This is a genomic window from Chryseobacterium sp. IT-36CA2 (assembly GCF_949767875.1).
Taxonomy (GTDB): Bacteria; Bacteroidota; Bacteroidia; order Flavobacteriales; family Weeksellaceae; genus Chryseobacterium.
In genome coordinates this window covers 181,496-201,301 of sequence record NZ_CATKPG010000021.1, presented here as the reverse complement: position 1 = coordinate 201,301, position 19,806 = coordinate 181,496, and the positions used below count along the sequence as shown (strand labels likewise).

Here is a 19,806-nt window from a genome sequence, read left to right as displayed (position 1 = left end):
AAAAATTATTTTAGCCTTATCAGATTTTTTCAACTTTGTGTGTGATGCGTGGGAACAAAATTCCTGGTGACTTTATGATTTCTCCGAATTGATTCTGCATTCCGTGTACTTCAAATCCGAATAATTCTGTTCTAAAGGCTATGTCTGATCTATTAATTCCCCAAAAGAAATCAAAGTAATATGAATCTTCATTAATAGTGTAAGAAGGTATTTCAAAGCTTACAGTGTAATCTCCCTTTTTTGAATTTTTATCCTGGCTCACCATTATTCCAGTACTCATTACAGTCAGGTCATGGCTGTTTTTCAGAAAGAATGAAAGATCAATATCTACATGTTCCAGTTTACTCATAAAAGTAACAGTAATTTTAATCCCGGACTTAATATTAATCATATCACCATTGATAGGTTCTGCCTTATATGATTTTACCAGAATCTTGTTGTTTTCAACCTTTATGTCGTCATTTAAATAATCATACATAAATTTGATATCACTGTTTTTCTGATATTCAATAATACATTTATTGATTTCACCCTGAGTCACAATACTTCCTCTGTCAAGTAAAATACCATAATTACAAAGCTCCTTAATTGCTGTAATATTATGGCTTACAAAAAGAATTGTTCTTCCTTCTCCTTTGGTAACATCTCCCATTTTTCCCAAACATTTTTTCTGAAATTCTGCATCACCAACAGCTAAAACTTCATCTACAATAAGAATCTCAGATTCAAGATGCGCAGCCACTGCAAAGGCTAAACGAACATACATTCCAGAAGAATACCTTTTTACAGGAGTATCTATATATCTTTCAACACCTGAGAAGTCGACAATTTCATCAAACTTTCGGGTAATTTCTTTTCTTGTCATTCCTAGAATAGCACCATTAAGGAAAACATTTTCACGTCCTGTCATTTCAGGATGGAATCCGGTTCCTACTTCCAATAAAGAAGCAATTCTGCCATTAGTAAATATTCCTCCTGTAGTAGGCTTGGTAACCTTACTTAAGACTTTTAACAACGTTGATTTTCCTGCGCCATTTCTTCCGATAATTCCCACAGCGTCTCCCTGTTGGATTTCAAAATTGATATCACGAAGTGACCATACATATTCAGAATCGCCTTTGGTAGTTCTGTCATTGGCTTCCCCAATTTTCAGATAAGGATCTTCTTTTCCTCTTACTTTATGCCAGAATCTGTTGAGATCATGAGAAAGTGTTCCGGTACCGACTTGTCCCAGACGGTATTGCTTAGATATATTTTCTGCTTTTAAAGCCAGCATGTTTTTTTATTTAAATTTTTAAAAGAAAATAATTACACTGTATCCATGAAAGTTTTTTCAACTTTATTGAATACGACAATTCCTATCATTAAAAGAATAAGAATAATACCTGTACTAATCCCAAGCATAATAGGGGAGAAGTCTCCTACACCGATCCACGCATATTTGAAACATTCAAAAATACCTGTCAATGGATTGTAATAAGCTAATTTTTTAAAGAATCCCGGTAATGAAGAGACCGGAAATATGACAGGAGTTGCATACATGTATAGGCTAACCCCAAATCCTAGCAGCATTGCTAAATCCTTATATTTTGTAGTAAGGGACGAAAATATCATTCCAACACCTAATGCAAAAAGTGCCATAAGAAGTATCAGAAATGGAGTAGCAAGAATCCAGATGTTAGGATGTACTTCTCCTTTGCTTAAATAATATGCCCAGACTAGAATAAATAAAACGAATTGCACTCCAAATCGCATAAGATTGGAGATGACAATAGATATTGGAGTAACCAGCCTGGGAAAATAAACTTTTCCGAATATCCCGGCATTTCCTGTAAAAGTAGAGGATGTAGCCAATAATGAAGCATAAAAATAATTCCAGAGTGTAACACCTGCCAAATAAAAAAGAAGTGGGGGAGCCCCATCCGTAGGCAGCTTTGCAATCTTTCCAAAAATGACAAGATATACAATGGTGGTTAAAATGGGATTAATAAAAAACCAGATTGGTCCTAAAACAGTCTGCTTAAAACTGGATACAAAATCTCTTTTTACAAACATATAAACAAGATCTTTGTATCTCCAGACTTCTTTTAGCTTCAAGTCAAATAACGAATGATTTGCATCAATCGTTTCTGTCCACGTCTGTTGTGGTTCATTCATTTGTGTAATTTTTTGCAAATTTATAATAATTATTTATTACCCTGTTACTTAATTTTAAATTTTTCATTTTAATAAAATTAAAAATTAACAACTAATATATTGATATTTGGCGGTATTAACAAAAACTATTGATTGTAAAATCAATAGTTTGAGAATTTTATAAATTATATTTGTTATTTGCCGATAAGTTGCTTCAGGTACTCTCCATAGCCGCTTTTGCCATATTTGGCAGCTGTTTCTAGAAGTTTTTCTTCATTAATGAATTTGTTCCTGAATGCAATCTCTTCAATGCAGCCAATTTTAAACCCCTGTCTCTTTTCAATAACGCTTACAAATTCCGAAGCATCATGAAGGGAATCAAATGTTCCTGTATCCAGCCATGCGGTACCTCTATCAAGAACAGCTACCTCAAGTTTGCCATTGTTTAAATAGGCATTGTTGACGTCAGTGATTTCCAGCTCACCTCTTGGAGAAGGTTTGATGTTTTTAGCGATTTCCACCACATTATTATCATAAAAATAAAGTCCCGGAACAGCATAATTTGACTTTGGTTTTAAGGGTTTTTCTTCAATAGAAACAGCTTTCAGGTCTTTATCAAATTCTACAACGCCATATCTTTCAGGGTCGACAACGTGATATGCGAAAACAACTCCTCCTACAGGATTAGTTTTGTTTTTTAATAAAGTTCCCATTTCGGAACCATAGAAAATATTGTCTCCCAATACCAGTGCAGCAGGATCATTCCCGATAAACTGTTCACCTAGAATAAAGGCTTGTGCTAAGCCGTCTGGGCTAGGCTGTACAACGTATTCTATGTTGCAGCCGATCTGAGAACCATCGCCCAGAAGTTTGATAAAACCTTCCTGGTCGTGTGGTGTAGTGATAATTAGAATATCCTTGATTCCAGCTAAAAGCAATGTGGAAAGTGGATAATAGATCATTGGTTTGTCATAAACAGGCATCAGCTGCTTGCTTACAGCGATTGTTAGAGGGTAAAGTCTGGTTCCGGATCCTCCGGCTAATATTATTCCTTTCATGTTTTGGTGCGTATTACGCTTGTTTCATTGTGTTGTAAGTCGTTTTTTTTAGGATAGAGAATGAGATTTTACTTCTCTATTGATTCAATAGCAATATGTTTAGTTATATTGTTTGCTGTAGTAATCCTGATAATTTCCTGAAGTTACATTTTCAAGCCATTCTTTATTTTCAAGATACCAGTCTATAGTCTTTCCTAAGCCTTCTTCAAAAGTGACTGAAGGTTTCCAGCCTAAATCTTTATTCAGTTTTGTTGCATCAATGGCGTAACGCTTATCATGACCTGGTCTGTCTTTTACAAAAGTGATCAATTTTTCGGAATAACCTTCCGGTCTTTCCAGTTTAGCATCCATTTGTTTGATCAGTTCTTTTACAAGATCAATATTCTGCCATTCATTGAATCCTCCGATATTGTAAGTTTCACCGGTTTTAGCTTCCATAAAAATTTGATGAATCGCTTTAGCATGATCAATCACAAATAACCAGTCTCTGGTATATTTTCCATCACCATAAATAGGAAGTGGTCTTTCATTGATGATGTTCGAAATACAAAGAGGAATCAGTTTTTCCGGGAAATGATTTGGGCCGTAATTGTTGGAACAGTTAGATACGATAAAAGGCATTCCGTAAGTGTTTCCGTAAGCTCTTACTAAATGATCAGAAGCAGCTTTTGATGCAGAATACGGAGATTGAGGATCGTATGAGGTTGTTTCTAAAAAGAACCCTGTTTCTCCTAAGCTTCCATATACTTCGTCCGTAGAAATGTGATAGAAAAGATTGTTTCTTTTCTCGTTCGGGAATCTGCCGTGAGTATGATCAGGATTTAATGTCCAGAACTCTTTACAAAGATTCAGAAGATTAGCCGTTCCGTTCACATTTGTATTGATAAATGCCATTGGATCTGTAATGCTTCTGTCTACATGGCTTTCTGCTGCTAAATGTACAACAGCATCGGGATTGTATTTCTCGAAAACTTTTCTAAGTTCTTCAGGATTTGTAATATCTGCTTTTTCGAAAACATAATTAGGCTCATTTTCAATATCCTTTAAGTTTTCCAAATTTCCGGCATAAGTAAGAGCATCCAGATTGATGATCGTAGTGTCCGGATTGTTTTTTACAAATTCTCTTACAACATGAGAGCCGATAAATCCAGCGCCGCCTGTAATGATAATATTTTTCATTTTTTTATTCTGATTTTGAGATGGTCTTTCTTCCTATACTTTTATAATGGAATCCGTTTTGTTCCGGGATTTCCAATGGATACATATTTCTGCCATCAAAAATGACTTTGTTTTTCATTTTTTTAGCCATCAATTCAAAATTAGGATTTTTAAATTCCGGCCATTCTGTAGCAATAAATAATGCATCAACGTCTTCCAGAGCGTCATACATTCCTTTGGCATATTGTATTTTGTCGCCAAGAAGTTTATGAACATTGTTTTCTGCAACGGCATCATATGCTATAACTTCTGCACCTTTTTCCAATAAAAGAGCAATATTGTCAAGGGATGAAGCTTCTCTGATGTCGTCAGTATTTGCCTTGAAGGCAAGTCCCCACATGGCAATTTTCTTCCCTTTGATATTTCCACCGAAATATTTTTCAATTTCAGATACTAAAATGACTTTCTGAGAAGTATTTACATTTTCAGTAGCTTCAAGAATCTGGAAGTTAAAATCTTCCTGTTTTCCAGATTTTATAAGGGCTTTTACATCTTTTGGAAAGCAGCTTCCTCCATATCCGATTCCCGGGAATAAGAATCTATGGCCTATTCTGTCGTCACTACCCATTCCTAATCTTACTTTATCCACATCTGCACCTACTTTTTCACAATAGTTGGCAATTTCGTTCATGAAGGTAATCTTTACTGCTAAAAACGAGTTCGCTGCATATTTTGTAAGTTCCGATGATTTCTCATCCATAAAGATAATAGGAATTCCCGTATTGGTAAAAGGCTGATAAATTTTAGACAGAATGTCTTTTGCTCTTTCGGAGCTTGCGCCTACAACTACTCGTGAGGGATTCATAGAGTCTTCAACGGCAAAGCCTTCTCTTAAAAATTCAGGATTTGAAACTACATCAAAAGGAATATTTGTTTTAGCAGAGATTGTTTCTCTTACCTTGTCTGCAGTTCCTACAGGAACGGTACTTTTATTGACAATCACTTTGTACTCTGTCATCATCTCGCCAATATTATTAGCTACCTGAAGTACATAAGATAAATCTGCAGAGCCATCTTCACCCGGAGGTGTAGGCAGTGCCAGATAGATCACTTCGCTTTTGTCTAAAGCTTTTTTTAAATCGGTCGTGAAAAATAATCTTTCAGATTGGATGTTTCTTAAAAACATTTCTTCAAGGTTCGGCTCATAGATGGGAACTACGCCGTTTTTCATACCTTCTACTTTTTTTTCATCAATATCAACACAGTATACTGAATTGCCAAGTTCTGCAAGAGTTGTTCCTGTAACTAACCCTACATAACCTGTTCCTACAATCGTTATATTCAAAATGTATGTTTTTAAATTCTTAGGGACAAAAATATAAAAATACTGTGACATATTCTTTTAATTTATTGTAAATGAATTGGGCGCTATTTACTTGATACTTAAGATAATTTTGCATTTTTAGAAAAATATCGTATATTTGCCATGGATTTACGGAAAAAATGGGAAGGCTTCGGAAGAAAGCCTTTTTTCGTACTGTAAATCAAGATAAATATATATGGAGTTTAGAAAAAGAATTGAAGAATTATTAAATGAATTCCTTGAGACCAGAAAGGATCTGTTTCTTATTGATCTTAGAATTTCTGCAGGGGATGATATTACAGTGATTTTAGATGGTGATAATGGAGTTTCTTTGCAGGATTGCCTTGATGCAAGCCGTGCAATAGAATTCAATATGGATCGTGAAGAGCATGATTTCAGCCTTCAGGTGATGTCTGCAGGATTGAGCGAGCCATTAGCCACACCAAGACAGTTCGGTAAAAATATTGGAAGAGAAATTGAGGTGATGCTGGAGGATTCTTCTAAAATTGAAGGAGAGTTGTCAAAAGTAGATGAAGAGAAGATCACACTTACTTTACGTTACCGCAAACCGAAAGATATCGGGAAAGGAAAAGTAGATGTAGAAGAGGAGAAAGAGATTGCTTACTCCGAGATCAAAAAAGCATTAGTAGTAATTAAATTTTAAAAAGAAAAAAGAATAGATGGATAATATAGCGTTGATTGAATCCTTTGGTGATTTTAAAGACGAAAAGGGGATCAGTAAGATTGATCTTATGGCAATTATTGAAGATTCACTGAAAACTCTTTTGAGAAAAAGATTTGACTCAGATGATCATTTTGATGTGATTGTAAACCCGGATAAAGGAGATTTTCAGATATTTTTAAATAAAACAATTGTAGAGGACGAAATGTCTGAAGATGATGATTTGGAAATTGAAATTTCTGAAGCTAAGAAGATTGACCCTACCTTCGAAGTAGGTGAAGACTTTACAATGGAAATTCCTGTTGCGCAATTAGGGAGAAGAAATATTCTTACCCTTAAGCAAATTCTGGCTACAAAACTTCAGGAGCACAATAACGCAATGCTGTACGAGCAGTTTAGAGATAAAATTGGAGAAATAGTTGTAGGAGAAATCCACCATATCCGTCATAAGCACGTGATTTTGCTTGATGATGAAGGAAATGAATTTATTTTACCAAAAGAAAACCAGATCCCATCCGATTTCTTTAAAAAGGGTGAGAATATCAGAGCTATTGTCGAGACAGTAGATTTCAAAGGTTCTAAACCACAGATTATTATTTCCAGAACTGCACCTAAATTCCTTGAGAAGTTATTGGAGCTGGAAATTCCTGAGATCCAGGACGGAACAATTATGCTGAAAAAAGTAGTGAGAATTCCTGGTGAAAAGGCGAAGATTGCAGTAGATGCTTATGATGACAGAATTGATCCGGTTGGGGCATGTGTTGGAGTAAAAGGATCCAGAATTCATGGCGTTGTAAGAGAGTTGAGAAATGAAAACATCGATGTTATTCAGTGGTCTAAAAACCCTGAGATTTTGGTGAAGAGAGCATTAGGAAATGTCACAGTCAATAAAATTGACATCAATGAGGATCAAAACTATGCATTAGTATATACTCCTGTTGAAGAGATTTCTAAAGTAATTGGAAAACAAGGACAGAATATTAGACTGGCTTCTTGGTTGTCAGGATATGAAATTGATGTATACAGAGAATCCAGCGAGGATGACGATGTTGAATTGAGAGAATTTAACGATGATATCGAGCAGTGGATTTTGGATGAGTTTAAGAAAGTAGGACTTACAACTGCAAAATCAGTATTGGATAAAGAAACTGAGAGTCTTTTAAATATGGTAGACCTTGAAGAAGAAACAATTGAAGAGGTTAAACGTATTCTGAGAGAAGAATTTGAAGATTAAGATGATAAATAAATCTTAATAAACAGTAAAAAGGAAATACTTTAATTTTAAAAATTAAAAACAGTAAATAATATAGATGCCAAAAATTAGATTAAATAAAGCGGTTAAGGAATTCAATATTTCGATGTCCAGATTAGTAGAGTTTTTACAAGCTAAGGGTATCGAGGTTGAAAGCAATCCTAACGCTCAATTGGAAGAAGCGGCATATTCTGCATTGGAGGCTGAGTTTGCTAAAGACGGCGAACAAAGAAAAGCTTCCCATGAGGTGGTGATCACTAAAGTTCCGGAAGAAAAACTGGAAATTGAAGAAAAGAAAACCCCTGAAGTGATAAGAGCTAAAGCAAATAAACCAGAAACTAGAATTTTAGGTAAAATAGATCTGGAATCTAATAAGCCTGAAGTTGAAGAAACTCCTGCGGCTCCTGCAGTGGCTCCTGTTGCGACACCGGTTGAAGAAAAGAAAGAAGAAATCGTGAAAGAAGAACAACCGGAAGTTAAAGCAGCTCCTGAAAAGCAGGAATTCAAAGTTTTGGATAAAATTGATTTGTCTCAAATAGAATCTAGAAACAGACCTGTGAAAAAAGACAAGCCAAAAATGGAGGAGAAAAAAGAAGAAGTTAAACCTGTGGAAACAGTTAAAGAAACTCCAAAACCTGCTGTTGTTGAGGAGAAAAAAGTAGAAACTCCAAAAGCTGAGGCAGAACCTGAATCTCAGGAACCTCAGAAAATTGAGACGGTATATCAAAAACTTGACGGTCCTAAGATTGTTGGGGAAAAGATTGACTTGACTCAGTTTGCACCAAAACCAGGTGCTGGAGCAAAAAAGAAAAGAAAGAGAATTGAAAAACCTGGTGGCCAGAATAACCAACAAGGTCAGGGGAATAATCAAAACTCAGGAAATAATAACAATAACCAAGGTGGTCAAGGCCAAGGAGGTAACCGTCCACATAACAACAATGGTGGTCAAGGTGGCCAAGGAGGTAACCGCCAGGGCCAAGGAGGTCAAGGAAACCGTCCTCAGGGTCAGGGTGGCCAAGGAGGAAACCGTTTCGGAAATAACCAAGGTGGCGGAAACCGTCCGCAAGGTCAAGGTGGTGGTGGCTTCAAGAAAGGAGGCCAGAACAACAGACCTGGACAAAGAGTTATGCCAGTTGAACTAACTGACGAACAAGTTAAAAACCAGATCAAAGAAACATTAGAAAAACTTACTAATAAAGGAGGTAAATCTAAGTCTGCAAAACACAGAAAAGACAAAAGAACTTTCCGTAGAGAGCAGGATGAGCGTCAACAAGAGCTTGAAGCACAAGACAGAACTCTTAAAGTAACAGAATTCATTACTGTAGGTGAATTGGCAAGTTTAATGAACGTTTCTCCAACTGAAGTAATCTCTGCTTGTTTCTCATTAGGAGTAATGGTTACAATGAACCAAAGACTTGAAGCTGATACCTTATTATTAGTAGCAGACGAATTCGGTTATAAAATTGAATTCTCGGATGCTGATCTTGAAGATACAGATTCAGAAGATGAAGTAGATACTGAAGAAAGCCTATTGCAAAGAGCTCCTGTAGTTACTGTAATGGGACACGTTGACCACGGTAAAACTTCATTACTGGATTATGTTAGAAAAACAAACGTAATTGCCGGTGAATCGGGTGGTATTACCCAGCATATTGGTGCTTATAACGTGAAATTGGAAAATGGTCAGAGAATTACATTCTTAGATACTCCTGGTCACGAAGCCTTTACAGCGATGAGAGCAAGAGGTGCACAGATTACAGATATTGCAATTATTGTAATTGCTGCTGATGATGATGTGATGCCACAGACAAAAGAAGCTATTGCTCACGCTCAAGCTGCACAGGTTCCAATGATTATTGCAATTAACAAGGTTGATAAACCTAACGCAAATCCTGATAATATCCGTCAACAGCTTTCAGGCTTAAACCCTTCGGTTTTAGTGGAAGAATGGGGTGGAAATGTTCAAGCACAAGAAATTTCAGCTAAATTCGGTAATAACGTAGATGTATTATTGGAGAAAGTTTTATTACAAGCCGAAATGCTTGATTTAAAAGCAAATCCTGAGCGTTCCGCAAATGGAGTTGTTATTGAAGCATCTTTAGATAAAGGAAGAGGTTATGTAGCAACAATGTTGGTACAGACTGGAACTTTAAGAGTTGGAGATTATGTAGTAGCAGGTAAAAACCATGGTAAAGTAAAGGCTTTGCTTGATGAAAGAGGTAAAAATCTTACAGAAGCAGGTCCATCAATTCCTGCAACAATCTTAGGTTTGGACGGAGCGCCTACTGCAGGGGATAAATTCCGAGTATATGCTGATGAAAGTGAAGGTAAAGCTATCGCAAACAAAAGAGAGCAATTACAGAGAGAATTATCAATCAGAACCAAGAAACATACGACACTTGAAGAATTGGGTAGACGTATTGCTTTAGGAGAATTCAAAGAATTGAATATTATCCTTAAAGGTGACGTGGATGGTTCTGTAGAAGCACTTTCTGATCAGTTACAGAGATTATCAACAGAAGAGATTAGCGTGAAAATCCTTCACTCAGGTGTTGGACAGATCACAGAATCTGATATCAACTTAGCAGCTGCGTCAGATGCAATTATCATTGGATTCAACGTAAGAGCTGGTGCTAATGCTAAAGATCTTGCAGATCGTGAAGAAATTGAAATCAGAACATATTCTGTAATCTACAAAGCAATCGATGAAGTAAAAGAAGCGATGGAGGGAATGCTTTCTCCTGAAATTCAAGAGCAGGTGATTGGTAATGTTGAAATCCGTGAGGTATTCAAGATTTCTAAAGTAGGAACAATTGCAGGTTGTATGGTTCTTACCGGAAAAGTAACAAGACAGTCTAAAGTACGTTTGTTAAGAGATGGTATTGTGAAATTTGACGGGGAACTTGAAAGCTTGAAGCGTTTCAAAGATGATGTTAAAGAAGTCACAAAAGGTTACGAATGTGGTCTGAACCTGAAAGGTTACAACGACATCGAAGTTGGAGATATTCTTGAAGTTTACGAAGAAGTAGCTGTCAAGAAAAAACTAAAATAAGAGGTAGTTTGAATCCTAGGATTCAAACTACCTCAATTATCAAAAAGGCCATCTCACTTGTGAGATGGCCTTTTTTTATATAATGAAAAGGGAGGTGGTTGATGATTATTTTGATGTTGAATAGTATTGTAATAGGGCAGAAAATTGAACGGAAGCGCAAGGTCATCCATATAAAAAAACCGTATATAAATAATTTATACACGGTTTTTTATGAATTTTATATTAATTGAATTCTAATTACTGATTGATAAAAGCCATTAGTTTAGCGATATCGGCATCAGTAAATTTTAAATTATTAGATTTAATATATGTATTATACTCTTTTTCTTTTTCAGGGAAAAGATCTGTTATCTTTTTTAATGAAGATACTTTATTCATATTTCCTGAAGCTGTTTTAATGTAATAAACAGGGTCTTGTTTTACAAACATGGCTGGTTTTCCTGTTTGGTAGGTATTAGCGGCTGCTGAGGCATCCTTAAAAATAACTTTTTCCTTTTTATATACAGGATTTTTTCCTTTTACTATTTCGGTAAGGTAACCTTTCGGCTCTGAGGTGTTTTTAAAATAAACAAAAGCTTGTTTAGACGATAGGACTTCAATTCTGGCAAAATCGTCCTGTTTAGGCAAAACTTCAGTCTTTCCATTGTTCAAAAATTCTATGTCGTCAGTGTAAGCATTATACCTCACATCAATATTTCCATATTTTTCTCCAACAGAAGCTTTTTGAAAAAGTGGTGATTGATAAGGAGAGCCTTGTATATCTTCATATTTTATAGGAGCTCCGTTTGCTGAAGCTACTACACTTTCAAAGACAGATTGAGAGCTGGTTACATTATTAATATTTAAAGACTGCTGAGCATCCACAAATACAAAAGGTAAAAACAAAGCGATGGATAATAATTTTTTCATTTTTAAATTATTTCTGATTATCTTATATAATTAATCGGTTATTATGGGTAAAGTTAATAAAAAATGATGAATACTATGATGTTCTGTTTAGATTTGTTAATTTAATTTTCTGGATGATTAACAAATTTCATTTTTGAAATGAGATTTTAGAGAGGAGACTATGAAAAAGATAATTTCAAAAGCAATTTATTATTGTTTCATTCACGTAGAAATATTCGAATCACGAATGTGAAATTTAAGCATGTTTTGATAAATTTAACTTTTGAAACAATCATAATATTTTGACTTTCACTTTAGAATTTACTATTAATTATTGTATATAAATATAAAAAGTTAAATAAGCGGAGTTAAAAAAAGTGATTAAAATCTCTATTGTGAGAAAAATTACCAAGTGCATATTCCTTTCAGAAAAAGAAACTTTAAGCTCTAAAGTAAGTGTTGTGATAGATGATATTCTTAAATTTTGCCTAGATATTCAAAGTCTGAAATATTTTAAAGATATTGTTAAAGGAATGGCTAAAGAGCTTATATTTAGCTAAAATCTGAAAGTTTACCATAGCAGAGAAAGTAGAGATATTCTCGAAGTTTGCCGAGAAGTAGGTGCAGCATAAAAATAAAATGATTATATCCTAAATAGGTGAAAACCACTTTTTTATAAAGCTTTTGGTTTATTTTTTACAAGTATATAATTTATAATAATTCTAAATAATAATTTTTAAGTTATTGATAATTTGTTAAAATGAATTTAAAGCGAGGTAAAAATAATTTTAACATAATAAAAACTATCTATTATTACGGAATCTTATTTGATTTGAGTAAAATTTAAACGAAGTATTAAAAAAAAGCGTAGTTTAAACATGAGTTTAATTTGTGAGTGTTAATATTTATTAACATATTTGTCCATTAAATATATTAAAATTTGTTAATATGAATGTTAAATTACGTGTACTGACAGCCGGTGTGTTATTTTTCACAGGGCAGGTAGTATTTGCTCAAAAAGACACAACAGGTTCTAAAAAAGACAAGGAACAGAAAATTGATGAAATTGTTGTGTTAGGTTATAGCAAGACATCCACAAAGGCTAAATCTAGCGCTTCTTCAGTAACCATTGGTTCTGAAACATTAGAGAATAGACCAAATATTTCTGTTCTTAACTCTATACAAGGTACGGCGCCGGGTATAGTGGCGAACTCAGCGTCTGGATCTCCGGGATCTGGTAAGTTTAATATTATTATTAGAGGGCTTAGTTCCCTAAATGGTTCTACGGATCCTTTATATGTTATAGACGGAATCATTACATCAGGGTCACAGTTTAGAAACTTAAACCCTAATGATATTGATACGTTCAGTATTCTAAAAGATGCCCAGGCTACTGCAATCTATGGAAACAGAGCTGCAAACGGGGTTGTAGTAATTACTACTAAAGGTGGTAAATTCAACTCAAAGCTTAGAATTTCTTATGATGCATTAACTTCTTTCTCTGTGTTACCAAAAACGGATTACAATATGTCTTCCGGACAACAGCTATTACAGGTTCAGAAAAATGCGGCTGCAGGAAAAGGTGCTACCATGACTCAAAGTCAAATAGATAATTTCACTACTAATACAGACTGGAGGAATCTATTTTCCAGAGTGGGAATGAGTCAGCAGCATACGTTGTCAGTGAGTGCGGGTGGAGAAAATATCAGTAACTTCGTTTCCTTAGGTTATGTTGATAGCGAAGGTAATATCCGTGGAACAGATTTCAAAAGATTTACTTTAAGAAATAACCTTAACGGAAAAAGCAGCGATGGAAGATTAACCTTCGGTGCAATCGTAGGATTAGGATTTTCAAAAAGAAATCAGTTGGATGATGAAACCAACACTGCTATTAATGCAAACACTGTACAGAATCCTCTATTTGGAACAGTGCTTTCTGCTCCTTATTTAGCGGCACCAACATTTAGCAATGGATTGGGATTATTCAACCAAATTGGAACGGCTAGTGGTAATGGAAACGGAGCGTACATTCTTTATGACAATATCAATGGAGGTATTAGAAACCAGTTTACGGAAACCAGCTTGACAGCTAATGTGAGTGCTAATTACAAACTTACATCAGATTTAAGTATTGGAAATAGAACGGGTGTTGATTATAAAAATTATCAAAGACAATTTGCAAGAGCTGCAAACGGTTATTTATCTTTAGTAGTAGCTGCAGGTCAAATACAATCAGATGGTAAACCAGCAAAGTACGGTGGATTTGAACAATTTAATACCGTAAATGATCTAACTATTAATAATACTACAAATATTACATATAATCACTCATTTGGTGATCATACTATTACTGCTGCTGCTTATTTAGATTATATTAAAGTAAACTGGCAAAGTTATACTCAACAGCAGAACGGTCTTGATCCTTTAGTTTGGGAATTCGGTGCAGGAACTGGTTATGTTCCTTTTAACCCGGCTACACCAAATATCTATCGTCCTTCTGCAAGTGCATTGAAAGTTACTGCTGGAACGCTGGCATATTTTGGAACTCTAGACTATGATTATCAAGGAAAATATGGAGTGTCTGGGGTAATCAGAAGGGATGGATCATACAGATTCCCTAAAGATAACAGATGGGAAACTTTCTGGTCTGTAGCAGGAAGATGGAATGTTGATCAGGAAAGCTTTATGGAAGGATCAGGATTTAATTTACTAAAACTTAGAGCTTCAATAGGAACAACAGGAAATCAGAATTTATTTGCAGCAGCTAATAATACCAATATCTTAACTCTAGGACCGGTTACTTATTTAGATGTCAATGGTACGAATACTGGCTATCAAAGTTTACCAGGGTATACTTTGGCAAATCTTGGAAACAATACTCTAAAATGGGAACAGGTAAAGCAACTCGATTTGGGAGTGGATTTCAATTACAAAGGTATAGTTGAAGGTACATTTGACTATTATCACAAAAGAACTTCGCGATTATTTAATTTTGTCCCCGTAACTTATGTTACAGGCCAAGGTACTTTAAGGGGTAATAACGGTGTAATGGATAATAAAGGAGTTGAAGGGTCTCTAAGAGTCCATGTGCTAAGAAAAGGCAATACAAGACTATCTGTATTTGCGAATATGGGATATAACTCTAACAAGATTATCAGCATGGAAGCTAATGATCTTACAGATGATGCTGTTGACGCTGTTGGAGGACCTGCAAATCAGTGGCAGCTTTATCCTTATTTAGGGGTTAATCCAAGTAACGGAGAGCAGTTATTTTTAGATAAAAATGGAAATGTAACTCAAACGCCAACTGCAGGTGATAGAAGACTTACAGGAAAAAGCCCTATGCCTAAATATACGGGTGGATTTGGATTTAACTTCCAGCATGACGGGTTCTTTGTAGATGCGTTATTTTCTTATCAGAAAGGAGGATACATTTATGATAACCTATATTCTTGGGTAATGAATCCTTCTTATGCGGCATCTGGGCTTAACGTTTCTGCTGACTTGTTGAATGCTTGGAATCCAAATAATACAAACGCTACGGTACCAGGTCTGTCGGCAGTGAATGCAACATTATCAGGACAATCGGACAGGTTCCTTTTTAAATCCGATTTTGTTAGATTAAAGAATGTAAGTGTTGGATATACTTTCAGCAAAAAAATACTAGGCAACTTACCAATTAATTCTATTAAGGTTTTTGCACAAGCTGAAAACATATATACTTTCACAGGATGGAAAGGTTTTGATGTAGAGCCTATTACAACGTATTCACTTAACGTGTATCCAAATCCAAAAACATATTCTTTAGGGGTTAATGTAGATTTTTAAAAAAAGAAAAAATGAATAAAATATATAAAAAAGCATTAGTGATAGCAGTATGTCTATCGTCAGTTGGTTTTACCTTAAACAGTTGTAAGGATGCTATTGATATAGAGCAGCCTGGAATATTGGATGATGCCACTTTATTTACAAGTGTATCCAATCTTAGTGATTATTTAGTTGGATCTGTGTATGCCAACATGGATACTAATAATGATATTTATTTCTCTGCAGTATTTACGGACGAGGTAAAGCCAGGAGCGGGTAGTGGTGGTCAGGAATACGAAATACACCGTTATTTTATAGATCCTACAACGGGCTTGACAACAGGAATTTGGGCTCAACATTATTTAGTAATTAACCGTGTAAATAGGTTACTTGCTGGTGCGGCAAACGTTACGCCTGCAAATACTGAAGAAAAAAAACAATATGATTATGTAATTGCTCAGGCGAGAGCGATTAGAGCTTATTGTTACCTTCAACTGGAGACTTTTTTTGCTCCGGATATGAAAGATCCTAATGGTTTGGGAGTTTTACTTTTAAAAGATGTTCCCTTAGTAGATGTAAAATTGGCAAGAAGTAAAAACCAAGATATTTATGATTTTATTAATGCAGATTTAGACTATGCTAGAAGTATTTTAACTTCTTACACGGCATTGCCTTATCCAAGTACTCCTTCTACCCCTTTAAATAGATTTTATGTAAATAAAAGGTTTGTCAATGCAGTATCTGCAAGATTTAATCTATATAGAGGAAATTTAACCTTAGCAAGACAATATGCACAGGATGTAATATCTAATTCTGGATTATCATTAACTGCTGCTTCGGCGTATCCAAATATGTGGAATGATACAAGTGAAGGCGAAATTCTTTTTGCATTGAACAGATTGGCTACAGGAAATGGAAGTTCAATTGGAACAAGATGGAATACAAACGGTTCTAATATTACAGGAAACCCAATGTGGGCTTTAGGGAGGAACTTATTTAATATCATTAATACAACTCCAGGTGATGTTAGAAGAACAGTGTATATTGATCCTTCATCAACCGTTGATGCAAATTATTTAACAAGTCCTTCTCCTATTAACTCTGATCAATTAGTAATAGATAAATACCCTGGTAAAGCAAGTGCTGCTACAAGAAATGATTTAAAAGTGTTTAGATTATCTGAAATGTATTTTATCTTGGCAGAATGTGAAACAGCGGCTAACAATTTTGCTGGTGCTGCAACATTGATTCAACAAGTAAGAGCAAAAAGATATACTAGCGGAACTGCACCTCTTCCTGTTTATGCTTCATCAACAGCAGCTTATGCGGATATTTTAAAAGAGAGAAGAGTTGACCTTGCGTTGGAAGGACACAGATACATCGATTTAAAAAGATTAGCTACTGCCGCAGGTGTTACTATGGATAGAAATCAGACGGATGATATTGTTACGGTTACAAACCTTCCAAACAATAGTTATAAGTATACATTACCTATTCCTGCTCAAGAGGTTAATTTAAATCCTGAAGTGCAACAAAATCCTGGTTATTAATTAAAAAGTGAATTTTAGCTATGAAAATTTTAAAATATTTAAGTATTCCGATTTTTGCATTAATGATCTCTGCTTGTTCAGAGCCAGATGATGCAGTATACGACGGAGATAATTTTGTGAGTTTTGGAGCTACAAGCTCAGAAACAACGGTAGTAAAAGGATCAACTTCTAAAGAGGTTGCAATAACATACACTACTTTAAGTGAAGCAAGACAAAACACAGACGTAACAATTGCTGTTGATGCCGCTAATTCTACAGCAGTAGAAGGTGTGGATTTTAAGATTCTAAATAAAACGGATAATCTTCCTGCGGGACAAAAGGTTGGTAATTTTAGAGTTCAATTATTAGAAAGTGGAGCTAAAGAAACACAAAAAACAATTACTTTTAAGATTTCTTCTCCTTCAGTTGGCAATGCTACATTCAACCAGGTTCATACAATGAAATATTCATTAGAATGTCCATTTAACATGTCTGGGTTCACTGGAACGTATAAGGTGGTAACGGATACTTGGGAAGATTATTCACCAGGAGCAACAATTACTATACAGCCAGGTCCTGCTGCTAACCAGTTTAAGATATTGTCAACCAGCAATCCTTATATTAGCAATCCAACTACATCTTACATGCTTGTTACTGTTCAAAATAATGGGAATATTACAGTAGCTTCCAATGAAGCTTTTAGCTATGGAGGAACTACAGGTAATATGAATGTAAGTGGTACTGGGACAGTTAACTTTTGTACTAGTGGTATAAATATTTCTGCTCTTACTTTCTCAGGTGCGGCAGGTACTTCTAGCGGTAATAAATTTGTCTTAGTGAAAAACTAAAATTTTTCTAATAAAAATATCTTAAACCCCACATTTATTGTGGGGTTTTTTATGTCCTTTTATTTCTTATTTTTGCTGTACAATAATGAATAATGAAGTACATCCTTTTCATACTCTTGTCTTTAAGTTTTGTAGCCAAGGCTCAGGTCGTTAATAAAGCTGATGCTAAGCCTCAAACCAAAAAAGAAGACACATTGGTGATCGATTCTGGAAAGAAAGATTCCCTGAAAATTTTCAAACCTACTATTAATGATTACCTGTATCAGACTCAGTTTTCTGAAAAGAAAGTTTTTGATACCGTAATGACTTTTGATAAAACATATATCTTTTCACAGCAAAATAATAAAGATAACTTTGGAAGAATACAGCCTGCCAACATTGGATCGGGATTCAATCCTCTTGTATTCGAAGTTAATGCTGAAGAAAATCTTTCCTTATTGCCATCCAATAAATCGTATATGATCATTGGTGCCAATGATGTGAAATATTACGACGTAAAAACACCTACTGCTACATTTATTTATCACAATGCAATGCGAAACGGAGCGGCTCTAAGATCTACTTATACCCAAAATATAGGGAAGAGATTCAATTTTGCACTTGAATATATGGGATTGCGTTCTCAGGGACTTTACAGAAACTCATTATCAGCCAATAACAATACGCTGTTTTCCGGGCACTATATTTCGAAAAGCGGAAATTATGAACTTTTTGCCCACTATCTTCACCAGAATGTAAACAACCAGGAAAGTGGTGGTATTACTGAGGATAATTTGTTTCAGAATGGTGACAGTAATTATAGCAACAGACAGAATGCACAGGTAAATTTAGCCTCTTCAAGTTCACAGTTTGCTTACAGAAGATATTATCTGAGTCATCAGTTTACTCCATTCAATTCGGGGAAATTTCCATTTAGTATAAGACATATTATTTCTCATCAGGGGAATAAATATTATTACAATCAGACAGCTCCCGAGACCTATTGGTATAAAGTTCCAACCGATCTGGTCAATGGTTTCCAACTGACTACAAAAAAATATTCCGAAAACTTCAGTAACACAGTAAGCTTGATTTTTAATAACGAAAAATTCAAACTGGATGCTGGTGTACGTTATCAGATCATTAAGTTTGGGGTAACAGACATCGCATCTATTAAGAATACATTTCCTTTTCCGAATGAACTTAAAGAAAACAGAATTGGTGCTGTAGGTAATCTGCAGGTTAAACTTTGGGACAAGATCCAATTGAATTCATTCCTTGAGTTTTCAAACGGAAGCCAATTTAAAAGCTACCTTAAAACAACCAATAATCTGAAGTTTGAGCCTATCAAGGATTATTTTGTTAATGCAAAAGTGAACTTCCAAAGTGCATACCCTTCGTTCAATTATTTAATGAATACTTCTGTTTACAATAATTTTAATTATTATCTGGAAAATGCAAAAAACCAGTCAGTAATGGAAGCAGGGGGAAGTATTAATCTGAAATGGTTTAAAACCGAAATTTTTGCTAATTATTTCAGAATAGATAATTATACATATTTTGACAGCACTATGAAGCCGAAGCAAAGTAATAACTCTGTGAATATCTCTCAGATAGGAGGCGAGGCTACATTCAGCTTCAATAAATTTCATCTGAATACAAGACTGCATTTCCAAAATACTCTGACGAATAAAGAATTGCTTCCTTTACCAGGTTTTATCGGAAGAGCTAATTTCTTCTATCAGACACAGGCATTCAAAAAAGCAGCAGAAATTCAGGCTGGAGTTAAAGTATATTATTTCTCGAAATTTGCTTCAAGAGAATATTTCCCTGTTCTTAACGAATACATTCTTCCGCGAGCAGATTCTTTTTCAATTGGAGGGCAGCCTATCGCCGATGTTTATATCAATATGAAGGTTAAAAAGATGTTCTTTTTCATAGAAGGTCAGCAGATAGGAACAGTTATCTCCAATAACAAAGCATATGCATTTCCACATTATCCGGTATATGATTTCAGATTAAACATCGGGATTGTGTGGTATTTGTTCAACTAA

General features: G+C 35.0%; 13 protein-coding genes. 7 read left to right on the top strand and 6 right to left on the bottom strand.

Annotated elements, in window-relative coordinates; translation table 11 throughout:
• Window positions 1-19: 19 nt before the first annotated feature.
• From ACM6F9_RS12395 to ACM6F9_RS12375, 5 genes are all read right to left on the bottom strand, one after another.
• Entirely contained in the window at window positions 20-1,276 is a 1,257-nt protein-coding gene (locus tag ACM6F9_RS12395) for an ABC transporter ATP-binding protein (RefSeq protein ID WP_414845999.1), read from the bottom strand.
• A gap of 32 nt (window positions 1,277-1,308) precedes the next feature.
• On the bottom strand, window positions 1,309-2,157 hold the full coding sequence (locus ACM6F9_RS12390) for an ABC transporter permease (protein WP_414845998.1): 849 nt from the start codon (window positions 2,155-2,157) through the stop codon (window positions 1,309-1,311).
• A gap of 173 nt (window positions 2,158-2,330) precedes the next feature.
• A complete protein-coding gene (rfbA, locus tag ACM6F9_RS12385; RefSeq protein WP_414845997.1) occupies window positions 2,331-3,194 on the bottom strand; it encodes a glucose-1-phosphate thymidylyltransferase RfbA in 864 nt (287 codons plus the stop codon).
• 99 nt (window positions 3,195-3,293) lie between these two features.
• Window positions 3,294-4,373 (bottom strand): dTDP-glucose 4,6-dehydratase, encoded by a 1,080-nt coding sequence (gene rfbB / locus ACM6F9_RS12380; protein ID WP_414845996.1) that lies wholly within the window; start codon window positions 4,371-4,373, stop codon window positions 3,294-3,296.
• Window positions 4,374-4,377: 4 nt separating this feature from the next.
• Entirely contained in the window at window positions 4,378-5,697 is a 1,320-nt protein-coding gene (locus ACM6F9_RS12375) for a UDP-glucose dehydrogenase family protein (protein ID WP_414846431.1), read from the bottom strand.
• 214 nt (window positions 5,698-5,911) lie between these two features.
• Here ACM6F9_RS12375 and rimP point away from each other — a divergent pair, with 214 nt between their 5' ends.
• The 3 genes from rimP (at window position 5,912) to infB (ending at window position 10,701) form a co-directional block, all read left to right on the top strand.
• A complete protein-coding gene (gene rimP, locus ACM6F9_RS12370) occupies window positions 5,912-6,379 on the top strand; it encodes a ribosome assembly cofactor RimP (RefSeq protein ID WP_414845995.1) in 468 nt (155 codons plus the stop codon).
• Window positions 6,380-6,395: 16 nt separating this feature from the next.
• The gene (gene nusA, locus ACM6F9_RS12365) at window positions 6,396-7,631 is read left to right on the top strand and encodes a transcription termination factor NusA (protein WP_047097519.1); all 1,236 of its coding nucleotides are present in this window, start codon (window positions 6,396-6,398) and stop codon (window positions 7,629-7,631) included.
• Between the two features lie 76 nt (window positions 7,632-7,707).
• Window positions 7,708-10,701: a translation initiation factor IF-2 gene (gene infB / locus ACM6F9_RS12360; RefSeq protein WP_414845994.1), complete on the top strand. Its 2,994-nt coding sequence runs from the start codon at window positions 7,708-7,710 to the stop codon at window positions 10,699-10,701.
• A gap of 237 nt (window positions 10,702-10,938) precedes the next feature.
• Here the strand turns inward: infB and ACM6F9_RS12355 are convergent, their stop codons facing one another.
• Window positions 10,939-11,610 (bottom strand): hypothetical protein, encoded by a 672-nt coding sequence (locus ACM6F9_RS12355; RefSeq protein ID WP_414845993.1) that lies wholly within the window; start codon window positions 11,608-11,610, stop codon window positions 10,939-10,941.
• Between the two features lie 927 nt (window positions 11,611-12,537).
• On the opposite strand from ACM6F9_RS12355, the gene ACM6F9_RS12350 reads away from it, so the two are divergent.
• From ACM6F9_RS12350 to ACM6F9_RS12335, 4 genes are all read left to right on the top strand, one after another.
• Window positions 12,538-15,417, top strand: coding sequence for a SusC/RagA family TonB-linked outer membrane protein (locus ACM6F9_RS12350; protein WP_414845992.1), 2,880 nt, complete (start codon window positions 12,538-12,540; stop codon window positions 15,415-15,417).
• 11 nt (window positions 15,418-15,428) lie between these two features.
• Complete coding sequence (locus tag ACM6F9_RS12345) at window positions 15,429-16,946, top strand: RagB/SusD family nutrient uptake outer membrane protein (protein WP_414845991.1); 1,518 nt, start codon at window positions 15,429-15,431, stop codon at window positions 16,944-16,946.
• A gap of 62 nt (window positions 16,947-17,008) precedes the next feature.
• Window positions 17,009-17,773: a hypothetical protein gene (locus ACM6F9_RS12340; RefSeq protein ID WP_414845990.1), complete on the top strand. Its 765-nt coding sequence runs from the start codon at window positions 17,009-17,011 to the stop codon at window positions 17,771-17,773.
• A 92-nt stretch (window positions 17,774-17,865) separates the two neighbouring features.
• Window positions 17,866-19,806, top strand: a complete 1,941-nt coding sequence (locus tag ACM6F9_RS12335; RefSeq protein ID WP_414845989.1) for a putative porin — start codon at window positions 17,866-17,868, stop codon at window positions 19,804-19,806.